At 60.7% G+C, this 15,939-nt stretch carries 13 protein-coding genes; 1 reads left to right on the plus strand and 12 read right to left on the minus strand.

Annotated elements, in window-relative coordinates; translation table 11 throughout:
- Positions 1–8 precede the first annotated feature (8 nt).
- Complete coding sequence (locus tag ACEN2J_RS04695) at positions 9–1,244, plus strand: NAD(P)/FAD-dependent oxidoreductase (protein ID WP_442103702.1); 1,236 nt, start codon at positions 9–11, stop codon at positions 1,242–1,244.
- Here the strand turns inward: ACEN2J_RS04695 and ACEN2J_RS04700 are convergent.
- The 12 genes from ACEN2J_RS04700 to ACEN2J_RS04755 form a co-directional block, all read right to left on the minus strand.
- Positions 1,216–2,247: a P1 family peptidase gene (locus tag ACEN2J_RS04700; RefSeq protein ID WP_442103703.1), complete on the minus strand. Its 1,032-nt coding sequence runs from the start codon at positions 2,245–2,247 to the stop codon at positions 1,216–1,218. The genes ACEN2J_RS04695 and ACEN2J_RS04700 overlap by 29 nt on opposite strands.
- Positions 2,231–2,968, minus strand: a complete 738-nt coding sequence (locus ACEN2J_RS04705) for a glucose 1-dehydrogenase (RefSeq protein ID WP_442103704.1) — start codon at positions 2,966–2,968, stop codon at positions 2,231–2,233. The genes ACEN2J_RS04700 and ACEN2J_RS04705 overlap by 17 nt, the downstream gene beginning before the upstream one ends.
- A gap of 4 nt (positions 2,969–2,972) precedes the next feature.
- Positions 2,973–4,421, minus strand: coding sequence for an aldehyde dehydrogenase family protein (locus tag ACEN2J_RS04710; RefSeq protein WP_442103706.1), 1,449 nt, complete (start codon positions 4,419–4,421; stop codon positions 2,973–2,975).
- Positions 4,411–6,021 (minus strand): ABC transporter ATP-binding protein, encoded by a 1,611-nt coding sequence (locus ACEN2J_RS04715; protein WP_442103708.1) that lies wholly within the window; start codon positions 6,019–6,021, stop codon positions 4,411–4,413. Before ACEN2J_RS04715 ends, ACEN2J_RS04710 begins: the two co-directional genes overlap by 11 nt.
- Entirely contained in the window at positions 6,018–6,839 is an 822-nt protein-coding gene (locus tag ACEN2J_RS04720; protein WP_442103709.1) for an ABC transporter permease, read from the minus strand. The genes ACEN2J_RS04715 and ACEN2J_RS04720 overlap by 4 nt, the downstream gene beginning before the upstream one ends.
- Entirely contained in the window at positions 6,836–7,783 is a 948-nt protein-coding gene (locus ACEN2J_RS04725; RefSeq protein WP_442103921.1) for an ABC transporter permease, read from the minus strand. The genes ACEN2J_RS04720 and ACEN2J_RS04725 overlap by 4 nt, the downstream gene beginning before the upstream one ends.
- 104 nt (positions 7,784–7,887) lie before the next feature.
- Entirely contained in the window at positions 7,888–9,363 is a 1,476-nt protein-coding gene (locus ACEN2J_RS04730) for an ABC transporter substrate-binding protein (protein ID WP_442103711.1), read from the minus strand.
- A complete protein-coding gene (locus tag ACEN2J_RS04735) occupies positions 9,364–10,677 on the minus strand; it encodes an acetylornithine deacetylase/succinyl-diaminopimelate desuccinylase family protein (protein WP_442103712.1) in 1,314 nt (437 codons plus the stop codon).
- 104 nt (positions 10,678–10,781) lie between these two features.
- Positions 10,782–11,825 (minus strand): DUF1513 domain-containing protein, encoded by a 1,044-nt coding sequence (locus ACEN2J_RS04740; RefSeq protein ID WP_442103923.1) that lies wholly within the window; start codon positions 11,823–11,825, stop codon positions 10,782–10,784.
- 1 nt (position 11,826) lies between these two features.
- Positions 11,827–12,801, minus strand: coding sequence for an imelysin family protein (locus ACEN2J_RS04745; RefSeq protein WP_442103713.1), 975 nt, complete (start codon positions 12,799–12,801; stop codon positions 11,827–11,829).
- Between the two features lies 1 nt (position 12,802).
- Positions 12,803–14,311: a di-heme oxidoreductase family protein gene (locus tag ACEN2J_RS04750; protein ID WP_442103715.1), complete on the minus strand. Its 1,509-nt coding sequence runs from the start codon at positions 14,309–14,311 to the stop codon at positions 12,803–12,805.
- A gap of 87 nt (positions 14,312–14,398) precedes the next feature.
- Positions 14,399–15,637, minus strand: a complete 1,239-nt coding sequence (locus ACEN2J_RS04755) for an imelysin family protein (protein ID WP_442103925.1) — start codon at positions 15,635–15,637, stop codon at positions 14,399–14,401.
- Positions 15,638–15,939 lie beyond the last annotated feature (302 nt).

Genomic DNA, 15,939 nt, shown 5'->3' on the forward strand with positions numbered 1-15,939 from the left:
GCGTGGCTGTGTCAGGGGCAGAAATTGCGGTAATTGGCGCAGGGGTGATCGGGCTGGCGATTGCCCATCGCCTCGCGCTAGACGGGCGCGAGGTGGTAGTTATCGACCCTGCCCCGCCCGGCTCGGGTGCGTCTTATGGCAACGCGGGCACGATTGCCGATTACGCGATTCAGCCCGTGGGCACGCCAGATGTGCTGCGCAACCTGCCGTCTTTACTGTTTGACCGCAACTCTCCGCTGTCTATTCGCCACGCGGCGCTGCCGACTTTGGCGCCGTGGCTGCTGCGGTTTGCGCGCCAATCCTTGCCCGGTGCCGCGCGGCGCAACGCGGTGGCGATTGCCGACCTTATGGCCGGGGCATTGCCCGGTTGGGACGCGCTGGCCAGCGAGATTGGTGGCGAGGATTTGATGCGCCGGCAGGGCTGCATGTATCTGTTTGAAACGCAGGCCGGCTTTCGCGGCGCGCAAAACGACCTTGCTTTTCGGCGCAGTCTGGGCGTGTCGGTTGAGATGCTGAACGGTGACGAACTGGCCGCGATGGAGCCAGGGCTGCCACCCGTTGAGGGTGGGGCTGCGTATTTCCCGAGGGCCGTGTTTTTCACCGATCCGGGGGCAATGGTTGGCAGGCTAGAAGCCGCTGCGCGTGCGGCGGGCGTGCAATTTGTGACAGCGCGGGTTGATGGGTTAACTCGCAGTGCTGGCCAAGTGCAGCTAACGGGCGTGGGCCTCGATTTGCAGGCAAAGCGCGTGGTGATAGCGGCAGGTGCGCATTCCAAGGCGCTTGCACGGGCGGCGGGCGACCGCGTGCCGCTGGAAACCGAGCGCGGCTATCATGTCGAGTGGGATATGGAGGTTCCGCGCCTGTCGCGCCCCTGTTGCCCCACATCGCGCGGCTTTTATTTTTGCCCGATGCAAGGGCGTTTGCGGGTGGCGGGCACGGTCGAGCTGGGCGGTGTCACAGCTCCAGCCTCGGCGCACCGCATTGCCAAGCTGGTTGAGGGCGCGCGGGCATTCTTTCCCGACCTCGGGCCGCCAGATCGTAAGTGGTTGGGCTTTCGCCCCTCAATGCCCGACAGCTTGCCCGTGATCGGGCCAAGCCGCGGCGGGGATGATGTGCTCCATGCTTACGGCCACGGCCATGTGGGCCTGACGATGGCCCCCGTGACGGCGCAGATGGTCGCCGATTTGGTGGCAGGGCGCACGCCAGATGCGGCGATTACGCCTTGCTTGCCGTCACGGTTTTAGCCGCTTCATAGCAAGGCAAAACATCGCCCGTCGCAGGCGTTGCCATATACACCGCGCGGGCGATAGCGCGTGACAGGCACAGGGCTGCGGCATGGCCAATTTGCGCCAGTTGCGCATCCGTTGCGGGCGGGCCATTTCCGGTCGATAGGGCAAAGACCAAATCGCCATCATTCGGCGTATGCGCAGGCACAACCGCGCGGGCAATCCCGTCATGTGCGGCGACCGACAGGCGGTGGCACTGCGCTTTGGTCAGCGTTGCATCTGTGGCGACGATGGCAATGGTCGTATTGGCCCGCGCGCCCAGCATTGCCGCAATTTTATCCGATACAAGCGGGCCGCACAGCCCTGCCGCAGGATCGGGGCCAAGCCCGCCAAACTCGCTATTCAGTTCAAACGGGGCCGCCCAAAAATGCCGCCCACCGGTGGTGGTGACATGCCCAACAGGGTTGGCCGCAACCAGCGCGCCCACAGTGATCCCATCCGTCAGCACCAGTGATGCCGAGCCAAGCCCGCCTTTGTGCATCGCCGTCAGTGCCCCAGTGCCAGCCCCGACCGAGCCCAGATCAAAGCTCGCGCCCGCCGCATCCAAGGCGCGGCGGCCAAGCGCGGCATAGGGATTTTCTACCCAATCCTTTTCGCCGCCATTCAGCAGATCAAACAAAATTGCGCCCGGAACCAAAGGGATAAGCGCCGCACCAATCCGCAGCCCCCGCCCCGCCGCGCGCAGGCCCGAGGTGACGCCCGAACAGGCATCAAGGCCAAAGCTCGATCCGCCCGACAGCACCAACGCATCGACTTGCGCCACCGTTTTATCGGGGGCCAAAAGATCGGTTTCACGCGTACCCGGCGCGCCGCCCATGACATGCACGCTGGCGGTAAACGGCGCATCGCCCAGCAGCACCGTCGTGCCAGACTTCAGGTCTGCGTCCTGCGCATTGCCAACCTTTAGCCCCGCAACATCGGTGATCAGGTTGCGCGGGCCGGTTTTATATACAGCGACCACCGTCAACCTCCATCGCGACACCGGTGATCATCGACGCCTCATCCGAGCAGAAAAAACAGGCCGCATTGCCCATATCTTCGGGCGTGGAAAACCGGCCCAAGGGGATCGTGGACAAGAATTTGGCGCGGATTTCGGGGGTATCTTGGCCCATAAAAGACTTCAGCAGCGGGGTCTCGCCCGCCACCGGATTCAGCGCGTTGACGCGAATCCCGAAAGGGGCAAGTTCAACTGCCAACGAGCGGGTTGCGGTGATAACCCAACCCTTGGACGCGTTATACCAGCTTAGATTTGGCCGCGGCGACACGCCTGCGGTGGATGCGATGTTCAGGATATTGCCCGATTTTCGCGCCTTGAACGCCGGCACAAAGACTTGGGTTATCAAATAGATCGCCTTCATATTGATCGCGAGGATGCGGTCAAAATCGGCGTCCGAGATGGTTTCGGCCGGGGCGGGCAGATGGGTGACGCCTGCGTTGTTGACGACGATATCGACGGGGCCGATAGACTCGGCCCTCTCAAACAATGCGGTGACCTGATCGCGCTTGGAAATATCGCAGGCAAAGGCCGTGCCGCCAATCTTCAGCGCGACCTCTGTGGCAGAGGCCGCATTGATATCGGCGACAATCACATGCGCGCCCTCGGCTGCGAATTTGGCGGCGATGCCAGCGCCAAAGCCTTGGCCTGCACCGGTGACGACTGCGATTTTGTTTTTCAATCTCATGTGCTTATCCATGCCAAGTTGCTACTGTTTTCAGGGTTGAAAAGCCATAAAGCGCCTCAAACCCCTTTTCGCGGCCGTGGCCGGATTTTCCGGTGCCGCCAAAGGGCAGCTCCACCCCGCCGCCTGCGCCGTAATTATTGATGAAAACCTGCCCCGCATGCAGCGCCTTTGACAGCCGCATTTGGCGCGCGCCGTCGCGCGTCCACACAGCGGCGACAAGGCCAAATTCGGTGCCATTGGCAATCGCCACGGCGTCCTCTTCGGTATCAAAGGGGATAAGAACCTGCACGGGGCCAAAGATTTCTTGCTGCGCCAAGGGGTGATTTGGCGGCACGTTGTCGAACAGCGTCGGCGCGATGTAATGGCCCGCGCTGGGGGCATTTTCCACGATTTTGCCCTGCGCGGCGATGGATAGGTCACGGCCTTGATCCAAAAACCCAGCCACGATTTGCTTTTGCCGCGCCGAGATGAGTGGGCCGACCGATGGGTCAGTCAGCGCGGGGCCAACCGTTAGCGCAGTATAGGCGGCGGCCATACGGTCGCGCACTTTGGCATAAACCCCGCGCTGGACGAGGATGCGCGATGAGGCCGAGCAGGTTTGGCCCGCGTTCTGAATCCCTGCGTTCACCAAAAACGGCAAAGCGCGGTCAAGATCGGCATCGTCAAACACGATTTGCGGCGATTTCCCGCCAAGTTCCAGCGTAACCGGCACCACGTTTTGCGCCGCTGCGGTTTGGATCAACGTCCCCACCCCGACCGAGCCGGTAAAAGACAGATGGTTAACACCGGGATGCGCGGACAGTGCGGCCCCAGCCTCGGCCCCCAAACCGGTGACCACGTTCAATGCGCCCGCAGGCAGGCCCGCCTCCTGCGCCAAGGCGGCAAAGGCCAGCGCCGTCAGGCAGGCTTCCTCAGCCGGTTTTAGCACACAGGCATTGCCCATCGCCAAGGCCGCACCGACCGAACGGCCAATGATCTGCATCGGGTAATTCCACGGGATGATATGGCCGGTCACGCCATGCGGCTCGCGCAGGGTATAAACGGTGTAGCCCTGCAAATAGGGGATCGTCTCGCCCATGATTTTATCGGCAGCGCCGCCGTAGAACTCCATATAGCGCGCAAGGGCCACGGCGTCGGCACGGGCTTGGGTGATCGGCTTGCCGACATCACGCGCCTCAAGCTGCGCAAGGTCTTCGGTGCGGGTCAAGATAAGCTGACCAAGGCGGGAGAGGATGCGGCCACGCTCGGTTGCCGTCATTTGGCCCCACGGGCCGGTCAGGGCGGTTTTGGCGGCAGTGACGGCGGCATCAACATCGGCGGCGGTGCCGCGCGCGATGCTGGTGATGTCCGTGCCATCGGACGGGTTTGTCAGCGTCAGAGTGCTGGCAGCCGAGGTCCATTCCCCTGCGATCAGGTGGCTGGCGGATGGGATTGCAAAGCCGCTAAGAGGCATGGGACAGGCTCCTATCAGGAAAATCGGGCAGCTTTGGCGAGGCGGCCAAAAGCGTTTGGGTATAGGGGTGCTTGGGCGCGTCAAACACCTGCGCAGTGGGGCCTTGTTCGACAATCTGGCCCGCCTGCATCACCATCACACGGTCGGTGATGCTGCGTACAACGGCCAGATCATGGCTGATGAACAGATAGGCAAGCGGGCGTTTACGGCAAAGATCGGCCAAGAGATCAAGCACTTGCGCGCGGACAGACACATCCAGCGCCGAGACCGCCTCATCAAACACAATCAGCGCGGGGTCGTTGATCAGGGCGCGGGCGATGGCGATGCGTTGGCGCTGACCACCCGAAAACTGGTGGATGTATTTATCGGCATCTGCGGGCGACAGGCCAACATCGGTTAAAGCCGATGCGATTTTGGCCGCCCGCGCGGCACCTTGCGGCGGGGTATCCAGCAGGTGAAACGGCTCGGTGATCAGGCGCTCGACGCGGTGGCGGGGGTTAAAGCTGCCATAGGGATCTTGGAACACCACCTGCATTTGGCGGCGCACGGCCAGATTGGCATGGCGATCGGTCCAAACAGGCGCACCATCCAGCGTGATCTGCCCCGCCTGCACCGGTTCCAGCCCCAAAATCGCGCGCGTCAGAGTGGATTTGCCGCAACCGGATTCGCCCACCAACCCCAGCCGTTCGCCGTGGTTCAGGGTAAAGGACACATCGCGCACCGCCACGGTTTGGGAGCGCGGGCCAAACAGGCTGCGGCGCGGTTGGGCATAGCTGCGCGTGACGTTTTCCACCTTTAGCAGCGGCGCAGGTGCAGGCGGCGCAGGCAAGTTGACCTGATGCTTGGAGGCCGCGAACAGCGCACGGGTATAGGGGTGGATTTGGTCGCGCAGCACGGTCAGGGTGGGGCCGGATTCGACCACCCGCCCCTGTTGCATGACCACGATTTTATCGGCGACATCGGCAACCACGGCAAGATCGTGGCTGATCATCAACAGACCCATGCCGAACTCTTGGGCAAGACCCTTTAACAGATCAAGGATATGCGCTTGGGTGGTGACATCCAGCGCGGTTGTCGGCTCATCCGCGATCAGCAATTTCGGGCGCAGGGCGATGGCCATGGCGATGACAACGCGCTGCCGCTGGCCACCCGACAGTTGATGCGGATAGCGGTTCAGGGGAAAACGATCTGGCGGCAGGCCAACACGTTCCAGCATAGCGGCGGCGCGGCGCAGGGCCTCATCCTTGGGTACAGAATGATGGATGCGGATCGTCTCGGCGACTTGGGTGCCGATAGGTTGCACGGGGTTCAGCGCGGTCATCGGCTCTTGAAACACCATGCCGATTTGGTTGCCCCGTATCGCGCAAAGCGCAGGTTCTGGCGTGGATAGAATATCCGTTCCATCCAGAAAAATCCGGCCGGTGGTGGTGGTTTTATCGGGGCACAGGCCCATCGTGGCCATCGCCGTCATTGATTTGCCAGACCCGCTTTCGCCGGTAATTGCGACAATTTCGCCTGCGTTTACGGTTAAGGAGACATCATGCAAAATCGGATAGGTGCCAATCCGCAGGCTTAGGTTTTCGATAGACAGCAACGTCATGTGCGCACCACGCGGACACGCGGGTCCAGCAAATCGCGCAACCCATCCCCCAGCAGGTTTAACCCCAACACCATGAAAACAATGACCAACCCCGGCACCAGCGCCACATGCGGAGCAATCGAGGCCAGCGTTTGCGCATCGGCGAGCATCCGCCCCCAGCTGGCGGTGGGGGGCTGCGCGCCAAGCCCGATATAGGACAGCGCCGCCTCGGCCAAAATACCCAGCGAGAATTGAATGGTGCCCTGCACGATCATCAGGTTGCCGATATTGGGCAGGATATGTTCCACCGAAATGCGCGCCGAGGATTTACCGGAAACCCGTGCGGCCAAGATGAAATCACGCGACCAGAGCGACAGCGCCCCTGCCCGCGCCAGCCGTGCAAACACCGGAATGTTAAAGATACCAATAGCGATGATCGCGTTCGCTGCACTCGGGCCGAAAACCGCGGTGATCAGAATGGCAATCACAAGGCTGGGAAAGGCAAATACCAGATCGTTGCCGCGCATAATCACCTCATCCAGCAGCGACCCGTGGCGGGCGGCGGCAAACAAGCCCAGCGGAATACCGAGGCCCATGCCGATACCCACCGCCAAAAACGCCACGGCGATGGATGTACGCGCACCCATCATCACCATCGACAGGATATCGCGCCCCAGCTGGTCGGTGCCCATCCAATGCGCAAGGTTCGGGCCTTGCAGCTTGGCCGGAATATCCAGCAGCGTGATGTCATAGGGCGTCCAGACAAAGGAAAGTGCTGCGGCGGCCAGAAAAACCAGCGTTAAAACCGTCCCGATAATCAGGCTGCGAGAGTATTTCATCGCGCGGTCCGCAAGCGGGGGTCGACGGCGCCGTAAGCCAGATCAACGACGAAATTTACCATGATAACAAGGAACACCAACAGCATTACCACGCTTTCCACCACCACCAGATCGCGGGCGGAAATGGCCTGAAAGATCATGCGGCCCAGACCGGGAAGAAAGAAGACTTGCTCAATCACAATCCCACCCGCCAACAGAAATGAAAACTGCAAACCGATGATGGTCAGCACCGGAATAAGCGCATTGCGCAGGGCGTGGCGCCACAGCGCTTGGCGGCGGCTCAGGCCTTTGGCGCGGGCAGTGCGGATGAAATCTTCGCCTAGCATATCGAGTAGCGACGAGCGCATGACGCGGGTCAAGATCGCCGCTTGTGGCAAGGCCAGCGCGATGGCAGGCAGCGTGAGCGATTTCAGGCCCGCCAACAGCCCCTTATCCCACCCCGCAAAGCCACCTGCAGGAAACCAGCGCAGCTTGATCGCAAAGATCATCACAAGGATCATCGCGAACCAAAAGTTGGGAATCGCAACGCCCAGCTGCGTGGTGCCCATGACGCCCAGATCGCCCACGCGCCCGCGCCTGCTGGCGGCAAATACCCCCGCCGGAAAGGCGATCAGCACCGAAAGCGTCAGCGCGTAAAGCGCCAGTGGAAGCGACACCCAAACACGGTCGGCGATCATCGCGGAAATCGGGGTGCGGTAGGTGTAGGAAATGCCGAAATCGCCCTGCAACATACCCGCTACCCAACTGAGGTAACGCTCTTGCACCGGCGCATCTAATCCCAGCTCGACCCGCAGCGCCAGCAATGTATCAGGGCGCGCATTGATGCCCAGCATATAGGCAGCGGGGTCGCCGGGAACGATTTCAACCACGGAAAAGATCACCACCGAGGCCACGGTAAGGCTAAGGATAAGCGAGATAAGCCGACCTAAAACATAGCGCGTCATCGGGGCAAATTGGCTTGGGTATGGGGCGGCGGGCAGCACATAGGACGGGCCTTTGACAGCGTAAAAATAACGGGCGGCACAGGCTGCGCCGCCCGTTTATAGCATTATGGCCAGGTAACGCCTGTCAGATCGGTGGCAGCGGTGGGTTGGTTCAACCACAGGCCAGTGATGCCTGCGCGCGCCACGGTCGGCATCGCCAGTTCAAACAGATAGGCGTTGACGTAATCCTCCGAGATGATCGTTTGCGCTTGCTTGAACATCTCGGACCGCTTGGCCGGATCACTCGTTGCCTCGAGCGTTTTCATCAGCTCTTGGAAGGCGGGGTTGTCGTATTGGAAATAATAGTCGGGCTTGGCGTAAATCCCGATATCCATCGGCTCGGTATGGCTGACGATCGTCATGCCGAAATCTTTGCCTTTGAAGGTGGTTTCCAACCATTGCGCCCATTCTTGGTTCTCAATTTCAGCCGTAATGCCCACGGCGCGCAATTGGGCGGCGATAATTTCACCGCCGCGCCGCGCGTAGGATGGCGGCGGCAATTTCAGCGTGGTGGTAAAGCCATCGGCAAATCCCGCCTCGGCCAACAGCTTTTTCGACAGTTCGGGGTCATAGGCCGAGAGCCCGGTCAGATCGACGTAATCGGGGTTATGCGGGGCAAAATGTGTGCCAATCGGCGTGCCGAGGCCATACATTGCGCCGTCAATAATCGACTTGCGATCAATGGCATGGGCAACCGCCTCGCGAACCAGTTTGTTATCAAACGGTGGCAGCTTGTTGTTCATCGCCAAAATCGTCTCGCCCTCGGTATTGCCGACGAGCACTTGGAACCGAGGATCGGCCTCAAACTGAGGCAAGTTTTCGGGGGCGGGAAAGCCGACATAAACGTCGATATCTTCGGCCATCATCGCCGCAAAAGCGGCTGTCGGGTCGGAAATAAAGCGGAATGTGGCGGTTTCCAAAGCGGCAGGCGTGCCCCAATAATCAGGGTTTTTGACGAGCGTCAGATGGTCACCCTGCACCCAGTTGTCAAACTTGAACGCGCCAGTGCCGATGGGCTTTGACGCGATATCGGTGATGCTTTCCGGTGCCACGATCACCGCATCGCCCCACGCCATGTTAAACAGGAACGACCCGTTCGCCTGCGCCAGCGTGACCTTTACGGTCAGCGGATCAACCACTGTTACATCGGTGATGCCTGAAAACAGGCCCTTTTGTGCGTTGGTGCTACCCTCGGCGCGGGCGCGATCAAGGCTGAACTTCACATCTTCGGCGTCCATTGTGGTGCCGTCATGGAATTTCACACCGTCCTGCAGATGAAAGGTGTAGGTGGTGCCATCCTCGGAAATATCCCAGCTTTTCGCCAGTCCGGGCACAACCGAACCATCCGACATAAAGCGGGTCAAGCCTTCAAAGATGTTGGAATAGACGACCGAGTCAATGGCTTGGGCGGCGCCACCTGTCGGGTCAAGGTTCGGCGGCTCTAGCTGCATAGCCACGCGAATATCGGTATGCTGCGCATAGGCGGCGCTAGCGAAAACGGCCGTGGCCCCGGCCAGTGCAAGTGTGACGATCTGTTTCATTTATGTTCCCCCGTTGGTCGTTTCATCAAGCATCAGCGTGGCAAGGCTGTGTGCCATAACAACCGCGCTATCAATCATGTCATCCACGCCGACATATTCATCCGGCTTATGCGCAAGTTCTAGCAAACCGGGGCCATATGCCACACAATTTTTCAGCTTTCCAATGCGGTCAATGTGTTTTTGGTCATAGCTGCCGGGCGAGGCGACAAATTCGGCCTCTTTGCCCAACACCGCCTTAATCGCATCTGCCACGGTTTTGGCCACGGGCGCATCGCGGTCGGTCATCGACGGGATGACGTGGTTCAACTCTTTGATCACATAGTCAAAATCCGGACGGGTTTGTTTAAGACCCTCTAGCAGATCAAGGATTTCGCCGGACACACTCTCTTTGCTTTCCTCAACCAAATAGCGCCGATCAATCACGATACGGCAACTGTCGGGCACGCAATGCGATGGCAACGCGGTTGACCCTATGGGCTGTTCGGGCTGGCCGCCGTGGATCGAATTGATATTCATGGTCGAAGACCGCGCCCCTTCGGGCACCACCGGCATATCGGTGCGGCGTGCGGCCATTGCGGGGTACAGCGAGGTTTCAAAGGCGTTAATGACCGCCCCCATATGCCGCACCGCACAATCGCCAAGAAACGGCATCGAGCCATGAGCAATTTCGCCAAAGGTCTCAATTTCCGCCCACCAACCCCCGCGATGGCCAAGGCACACACGGTCTTTTTGCAGCGGCTCGGGGATGATGACATGCTGCACACGCTCGGGCGAAAAGAACCCCTTTTCGGCCAGATAGGCCACGCCGCCATAGCCGCCCGATTCCTCATCCGCCGTGCCCGAAATCTCTATCGCGCCGGAAAATTCGGGATGGGTGGCGATAAACGCCTCAGCCGCGATGATGGATGCGGCCAGCCCGCCCTTCATATCACAGGCCCCGCGGCCATAGATTTTGCCATCCCGCAGAAGGCCGCCAAAGGGGTCAACCGTCCAGCCTTTGCCCACCTCAACCACATCAATATGGCTGGTGAAATGCACACATGGGCCGCCTGCCCGCCCCGCGCGTCGCGCAACCACGTTCCAGCGCGGATAGGCATCGCTGTCGCCCAGCGTGCCATGCGCGCGAATGAGTTGCGTCTCGAACCCTGCGCCGCGCAAGCGCCGATCAAGGTATTCGCAGATCTCCAGATAGTTATCGCCCGGCGGGTTCAGTGTCGGGATACGAATCAAATCTTGGGTCAGCGCGATAAGGTCGTCGTGGCGATCATTGACCGCGGCGACAAGGCGGGGGGATACGGCAGGGATGTGTTTCATAGGCACAGCATTGCCGATAGATAATGCATTGGCAATACAGTATAAACATTGGCGTCAGGTGTATTTTCGGGCAAGCATTTGCCCTGTACGTTTTGTAGACTGCGTCAAATCGCGATCAGGTGGTTGTCCCATGCGACGGGCTGCTTTTCCAGCAGTGCCAAGTCTTGCCCCAGCCGCCAAACCGCCCCTTGTCCATCGGTCACCACAAATTCTCCGCCCATCGCGGCCACACCAGACAGATCGGCGCGGAAGTGGCTGGACAGGGGGCGGCCCGCGCCATCAAACTGCATCACCACGCCACCGGGCGCCGAAGTCACAGCAATACGGTCAGGTGTCGCCGCTATCGACCCCGCATACCCCTTCATCGCCAAGCCCATCGCCTCATCCATTGGGCACAGTTGCGGCGCTTGGCCCGGTTGCCACAGGCCAAGCAGCGGCACTGGCTCGGCTGCATCGCCCTGCCACTGCATCGCAAAGGCGATTTTGTCGGGCAGCAGAGCAAGGTGGCGGATAGAGTTTTGGCGGTACTCGGTGGCCAGTTCAACTTGATCGACAATCGCGCCACCGGCCAAAATTGTTAGATTCGGGCGCATGCTGTCGATGTTCAGTTTGTTGCGGTCGTTTGGGTCGGTTTCAATGCCACCATTGGCCACGACCAAGCATCCATCGGGCAGCAGCTTAATGTCATGCGGGCCAATGCCGCCGCTATTCCATTCGCCAATGCGGCGGAAATTGCGCGTTTCCCACAGCCCTATGCGGCCAGCCGAGCCAATAGCCACCACCTCGGATGTCATCAGCAGTGCCCCATCGGCCGAGAACGCGCCATGCCCGTTGAATTGCCGACCCTCGGGCGGTTCAAGCCGGTGCAGCACCGCCCCACTGGCGCAATCGAGTACCAGCGCGAAGGTGCCCGGGCGGCGCGCAAACCCCACGGCCAACGCGCGGCTGGGGTGGGCGCAGGCGGCATGGCCCCGCGCAGGCAGCGGAATTTGAAACAGGCTTTGCCCCTGCCCCGACAGCCCGTGCAGCACAAAGCCACCCGCCGTTTTACCAGCCGCCAGAAACGCAGGGTTGCCGACATCGGCCCATGTCATGCGCGGCAGGCAGGTCGTGGCAAGCCCTGCCAGAAAGGCGCGACGGCTGGTGATATCAATCGCCATCGGCTGCGTTAAAACCTATACCGACATCCAGTTCCGGCCCCAATTCGGCCAGAACAGTATCGCGCAACGCCTCAATCGCTTGTTGCAGAATTTCGACCTTCAGGCGGGTATCGGGCTGGGCGACACCTGCCAAATCGGGGTCATTCAGCGCAGATGCCACCCCCAAGGCATGGTCAAAGGCGGCAATGGTGCGCGGGGCATCGGGGGTCAGTGCCTCAACCAGTGCTTTTTCGGCCTGTAACGACAGGATAATATTGCGCAAAGGGCGACCAGAAGCCAACGCCTCGGCACGTTCGGGGCGCGGTGTGGTAAAGCTGCCCAACGGGCGGCCAAGGCGGTTATCATCTGTAAATTCCAGCGATGATACCAGCGCAGTGAACAGAACTTGCCGCACCTCGGGGCGGGTCAGGTAGGTGATGTTGCCATTCTCGCCCGCCGTTAGCACGGTGTTGGCATAATCGGTGATCCACGCGTCATTCACCTGTGCGGCGGTATGGGCAAGATCGGCGGCTGTGGCGCGGATAAGGGGGCACGGATCGGCGGGCAGATCAGCCGATGGGTAGAGCAAGCGTTCCAGCGCAAACAGCCCCCGCGCGGCGATGGATTGCTTGGCGAAATTGGCGGGCTCTAGCTGTGCTGCATCGCCCTTTAGCAAGCCCATTTGTGCCCGTGCGCCGCTGCCTTTTGGGTCGGGCCAAAAAGCGATGGCAAGGCCAAGGCCGCCTTGCTCTACGGGGCCAAAGCGCAAATGCTGCACGCCCATCCACGCATCAAACGCCGCATTATAGGCAGGGCGCAACGCATCCGCCTTGCAGGTTTGCTGCGCCTGATCGGCAAGGCTTTGCGTGGCATTTGCAAACTGGGCATAGCCGGGCAGGATATGGTCTGTCACCGCTTGCGGATAGTCGGCAAGGGCGGGCGTGGCCGCGCAAAGCGACAGGGTAAGGGCAAGTTTACGCATCATATCAAAGGCTTTCCAGAAATTTGATCAGGTCTTCACGGTCTGTTGCAGGCAAGCCCACCACGCCATCACGCGCGGCTTGCGCCTCGCCGCCATGCCACAAGACCGCCTCTAGCAAGTTACGCGCGCGGCCATCATGCAGGTATTGGCTGTGGCCTGAGACTTGGGGCGTCAGGCCAATGCCCCACAGCGGCGGGGTTTTCCACTCTCGGCCTGTGGCGCGGCCTTCGGGGCGGTTGTCGGCCAGCCCTTCGCCCATGTCATGCAGCAGCATATCAGTATAGGGCCAGATCAGCTGAAAGCTTTGCTCGGGCTGTTTTTCAAGGCGATGGGTGACGTGTTTGGGCGTGTGGCAGCCCGTGCAGCCAAGCGTATAAAACATCTGCTTGCCGCGCAGCACCCCCACATCGCCAATATCCCGGCGTTCCGGCACGCCAAGGTTTCGGGCGTAGAATGTGACCAGATCCAGTGAGGCGTGATCCACCTCTAGCCCGTCTCGGTTCTTGGGTTCCTGGCCATGCGGGGCCGTGATGCAGCCGGTTTGGGCCGCCGTACAATCGCCCCATGGGTCGGGGTGCAGCGGCGTCGACAGGCCCATATCGCCGGAAAACGCGGCGGCCGATTGGTCACGCACCGTGGCCGCCCCGCCTTTATAGCCAAAACGGCCCAGCATCGGGGTGCCGAACTCGGCGCTTGGCACGATCGATGGACGGCCCGAAATGCCATCGCCATCGGCATCATCCGGGTCAGCCTGCGCCAAGATGTCATCGGCAGGAATTGCCTCTAGCAGCCCCAGCCCGATCATCTGCGGCGCCACGCGCGGCGACAGCATTGTGGCAGAGTCCAACGGGCCATAGCCGAGACCGCCGACCGAGTAGCTGGGCGCGCGCAGGGTAACGACCTCGCCGCCAGCAAGCGTGACAGGCAGGTCGGTATAGGTAATCTGCATCTGCCCTTCGGCCACTTGGCCGGGGCTGGCGAAATCTTGCAACTGGCCGCCATAGGTCGGCTCATTCGCAGTAGCGATCCAATCCTCAATGTCCTGCGCACTACTGCCAGCGGGCACGGACAAGCGCAAAAACATCGACACGGCGCGGTCATCTGGCCCTTCGGGCGCATGGCCTCGACCATCTTTCAAATGGCAATCTTGGCAGCCGCGCGCGTTGTACAGCGGCCCCAACCCATCAGAGGCAAGCGTGGATGACGGCGACGCCACCCATGTTTTGGTAAACAGCGCGTTGCCGAGCTGAAAGTTCATCTGATGCGCAAAGGGCATATTGCCGGAAAACTGCGAGAACGCATCAGCATTGGGCCGCGCGCGCACCGTGGCCGCCCCTGCCGGTTTTTCCTCAAACGGTTCGGGTTTGGTGAAATCACTGGTGGGCGCGGTGACGGTGGCAATGCGTGCAGCCTCGGCCACCGTGCGCGGTACGATGCTAAGCTGTTGGTCGCCAAGCGTTTGCGCCGCCACAGGTAGCGACAGGCAGGTCAGCATCAGGGCGGTGCGCAGCATGTGAACTCTCCTTACCGCGCCTGAGTGCCGAAAGTTTTCACCAGTTTCAATCGACATATTGGTGCAACCTTGCCCTGCCATACCGTTTCACTGAAACACCGCGCCGGGGTTGTCCAAGCTGTCCGAGCCTTCAAACGCGCCCCCCGCTGCCCCAAGCGCCGTCATAGCGCGGGTGATCGACGCGGTTTGCGTGACAAGCGCCGCGACAGCATCCATGATCAACGCCTCGCCTGCGTCATTGCCGGGGGCAAGCATTTGGTCATAGGCCATGCCGCCCTCGGCCGCCGTTTTCACCGCACCAAGCGCCGCGACCGAGGCATCAAGCTCTGATCGCAACTGGATATCAATTGCAGGGTCTATGCCAGCCACCAGTTCCGAAAGGGAAGGCCCAGACACAACGCTGCCATCAACACGGGTATAGCTGCCAGTATAGACGTTGCGGATGCCGACACCGTCGTAATAATTGCTGTTATGGGTGTTGTCGGAAAAGCAGTCATGCTCTTCTTCGGGGTCGTTCAGCATCACACCAAGCCGCATCCGCTGCCCCGCCAATTCCCCATAAGACAAGCTGCCCATACCGGTCAGCATCGCCGAGAGTGCGGCATTCGGGTCGGCCAAGATCGTATCGCGCGCCGCACCACCTTCCCACGCGGTGACCATCTCGTCCAGATCGCTGACCAGCAGGTCGGTGGCGGCCCGCAAATAGGCGGCGCGGCGGTCGCAGTTGCCGTTTGTGCAGGCGTCACCTTGGGCGTAATCGCTGGCGGGACGCGCCCCTGCCCCCGGCCCCGTGCCGTTCAGATCTTGACCCCACAGCAAAAATTCAATCGCGTGATAGCCCGAGGCGACATTGGCCTCGATCCCGTCCACCTCTTGCAGGGTGTTCGATATAAAGGCGGGGGTCAGGTTGGTCGCGTCCACGTCGACGCCGGATAGGGTGAATTTCGGCGTGGCAATGACATTCAAAGTAGAAAACGGGTTTTCCTCCGACTGGCCATAGCTGCTGTCGACGTAATCAATCAGCCCTTCGTCCAGCGGCCATGCGTTCACGCGGCCCTCCCAATCATCGACAATCGGGTTCCCAAAACGGTAGGCCTCGGTCTGCTGATACGGCACGCGGGCCGCAAGCCAAGAGGCTTTGGCCGCAGCCAGAGTTGCGTCTGTCGGTGCTGCGATCAGCGCCTTGACCGCCCCTTGCAACGCCTGCGCCGTGGTCAAGCTGTCGCCATATCCCGCTGCCGCAATATCAACATAAGTCTGGGCCACCTGTTCCGGCGTGGCCGCAAAGGCGGGGGCAATAAACGTGGTCATGGCAAGCGCAGACATAACAGAAAGGCGCATCAGATATCCTTTTACTTCGGCGTTTAAGATCAGGTCAGACCAAGCAAGCAGACAAGGCAAATAGACCCACAGGCTGGCTTCCCGCATAACCTGACTAATTCAGTATGAAATGTAAACCCGATTCTTTTAGTAGGGTATTGTGGCGACCCGAGAACAGCCCAAGCCAACCAGAAAAGCCGGGCTACGACAGCCCTGCCACACTGCAACTTTAGAATCTCCGGCACTGAAAGCTCTTATTGAAATGACGTCGCCCAGACACAGGGCTGGTACAGCCCACGTTTAACCCT

It is taken from the genome of Pseudorhodobacter sp. W20_MBD10_FR17, from assembly GCF_052119765.1.
Taxonomy (GTDB): domain Bacteria; phylum Pseudomonadota; class Alphaproteobacteria; order Rhodobacterales; family Rhodobacteraceae; genus Pseudorhodobacter.

Excerpts from the sequence above, each read along its gene's own strand:
- ACEN2J_RS04705 (WP_442103704.1), bottom strand. The coding sequence starts at position 2,968 with ATGAGATTGAAAAACAAAATCGCAGTCGTCACCGGTGCAGGCCAAGGC.
- ACEN2J_RS04710 (WP_442103706.1), bottom strand. The coding sequence starts at position 4,421 with ATGCCTCTTAGCGGCTTTGCAATCCCATCCGCCAGCCACCTGATCGCA.
- ACEN2J_RS04715 (WP_442103708.1), bottom strand. The coding sequence starts at position 6,021 with ATGACGTTGCTGTCTATCGAAAACCTAAGCCTGCGGATTGGCACCTAT.
- ACEN2J_RS04720 (WP_442103709.1), bottom strand. The coding sequence starts at position 6,839 with ATGAAATACTCTCGCAGCCTGATTATCGGGACGGTTTTAACGCTGGTT.
- ACEN2J_RS04725 (WP_442103921.1), bottom strand. The coding sequence starts at position 7,783 with ATGACGCGCTATGTTTTAGGTCGGCTTATCTCGCTTATCCTTAGCCTT.
- ACEN2J_RS04730 (WP_442103711.1), bottom strand. The coding sequence starts at position 9,363 with ATGAAACAGATCGTCACACTTGCACTGGCCGGGGCCACGGCCGTTTTC.
- ACEN2J_RS04735 (WP_442103712.1), bottom strand. The coding sequence starts at position 10,677 with ATGAAACACATCCCTGCCGTATCCCCCCGCCTTGTCGCCGCGGTCAAT.
- ACEN2J_RS04745 (WP_442103713.1), bottom strand. The coding sequence starts at position 12,801 with ATGATGCGTAAACTTGCCCTTACCCTGTCGCTTTGCGCGGCCACGCCC.
- ACEN2J_RS04750 (WP_442103715.1), bottom strand. The coding sequence starts at position 14,311 with ATGCTGCGCACCGCCCTGATGCTGACCTGCCTGTCGCTACCTGTGGCG.
- ACEN2J_RS04755 (WP_442103925.1), bottom strand. The coding sequence starts at position 15,637 with ATGTCTGCGCTTGCCATGACCACGTTTATTGCCCCCGCCTTTGCGGCC.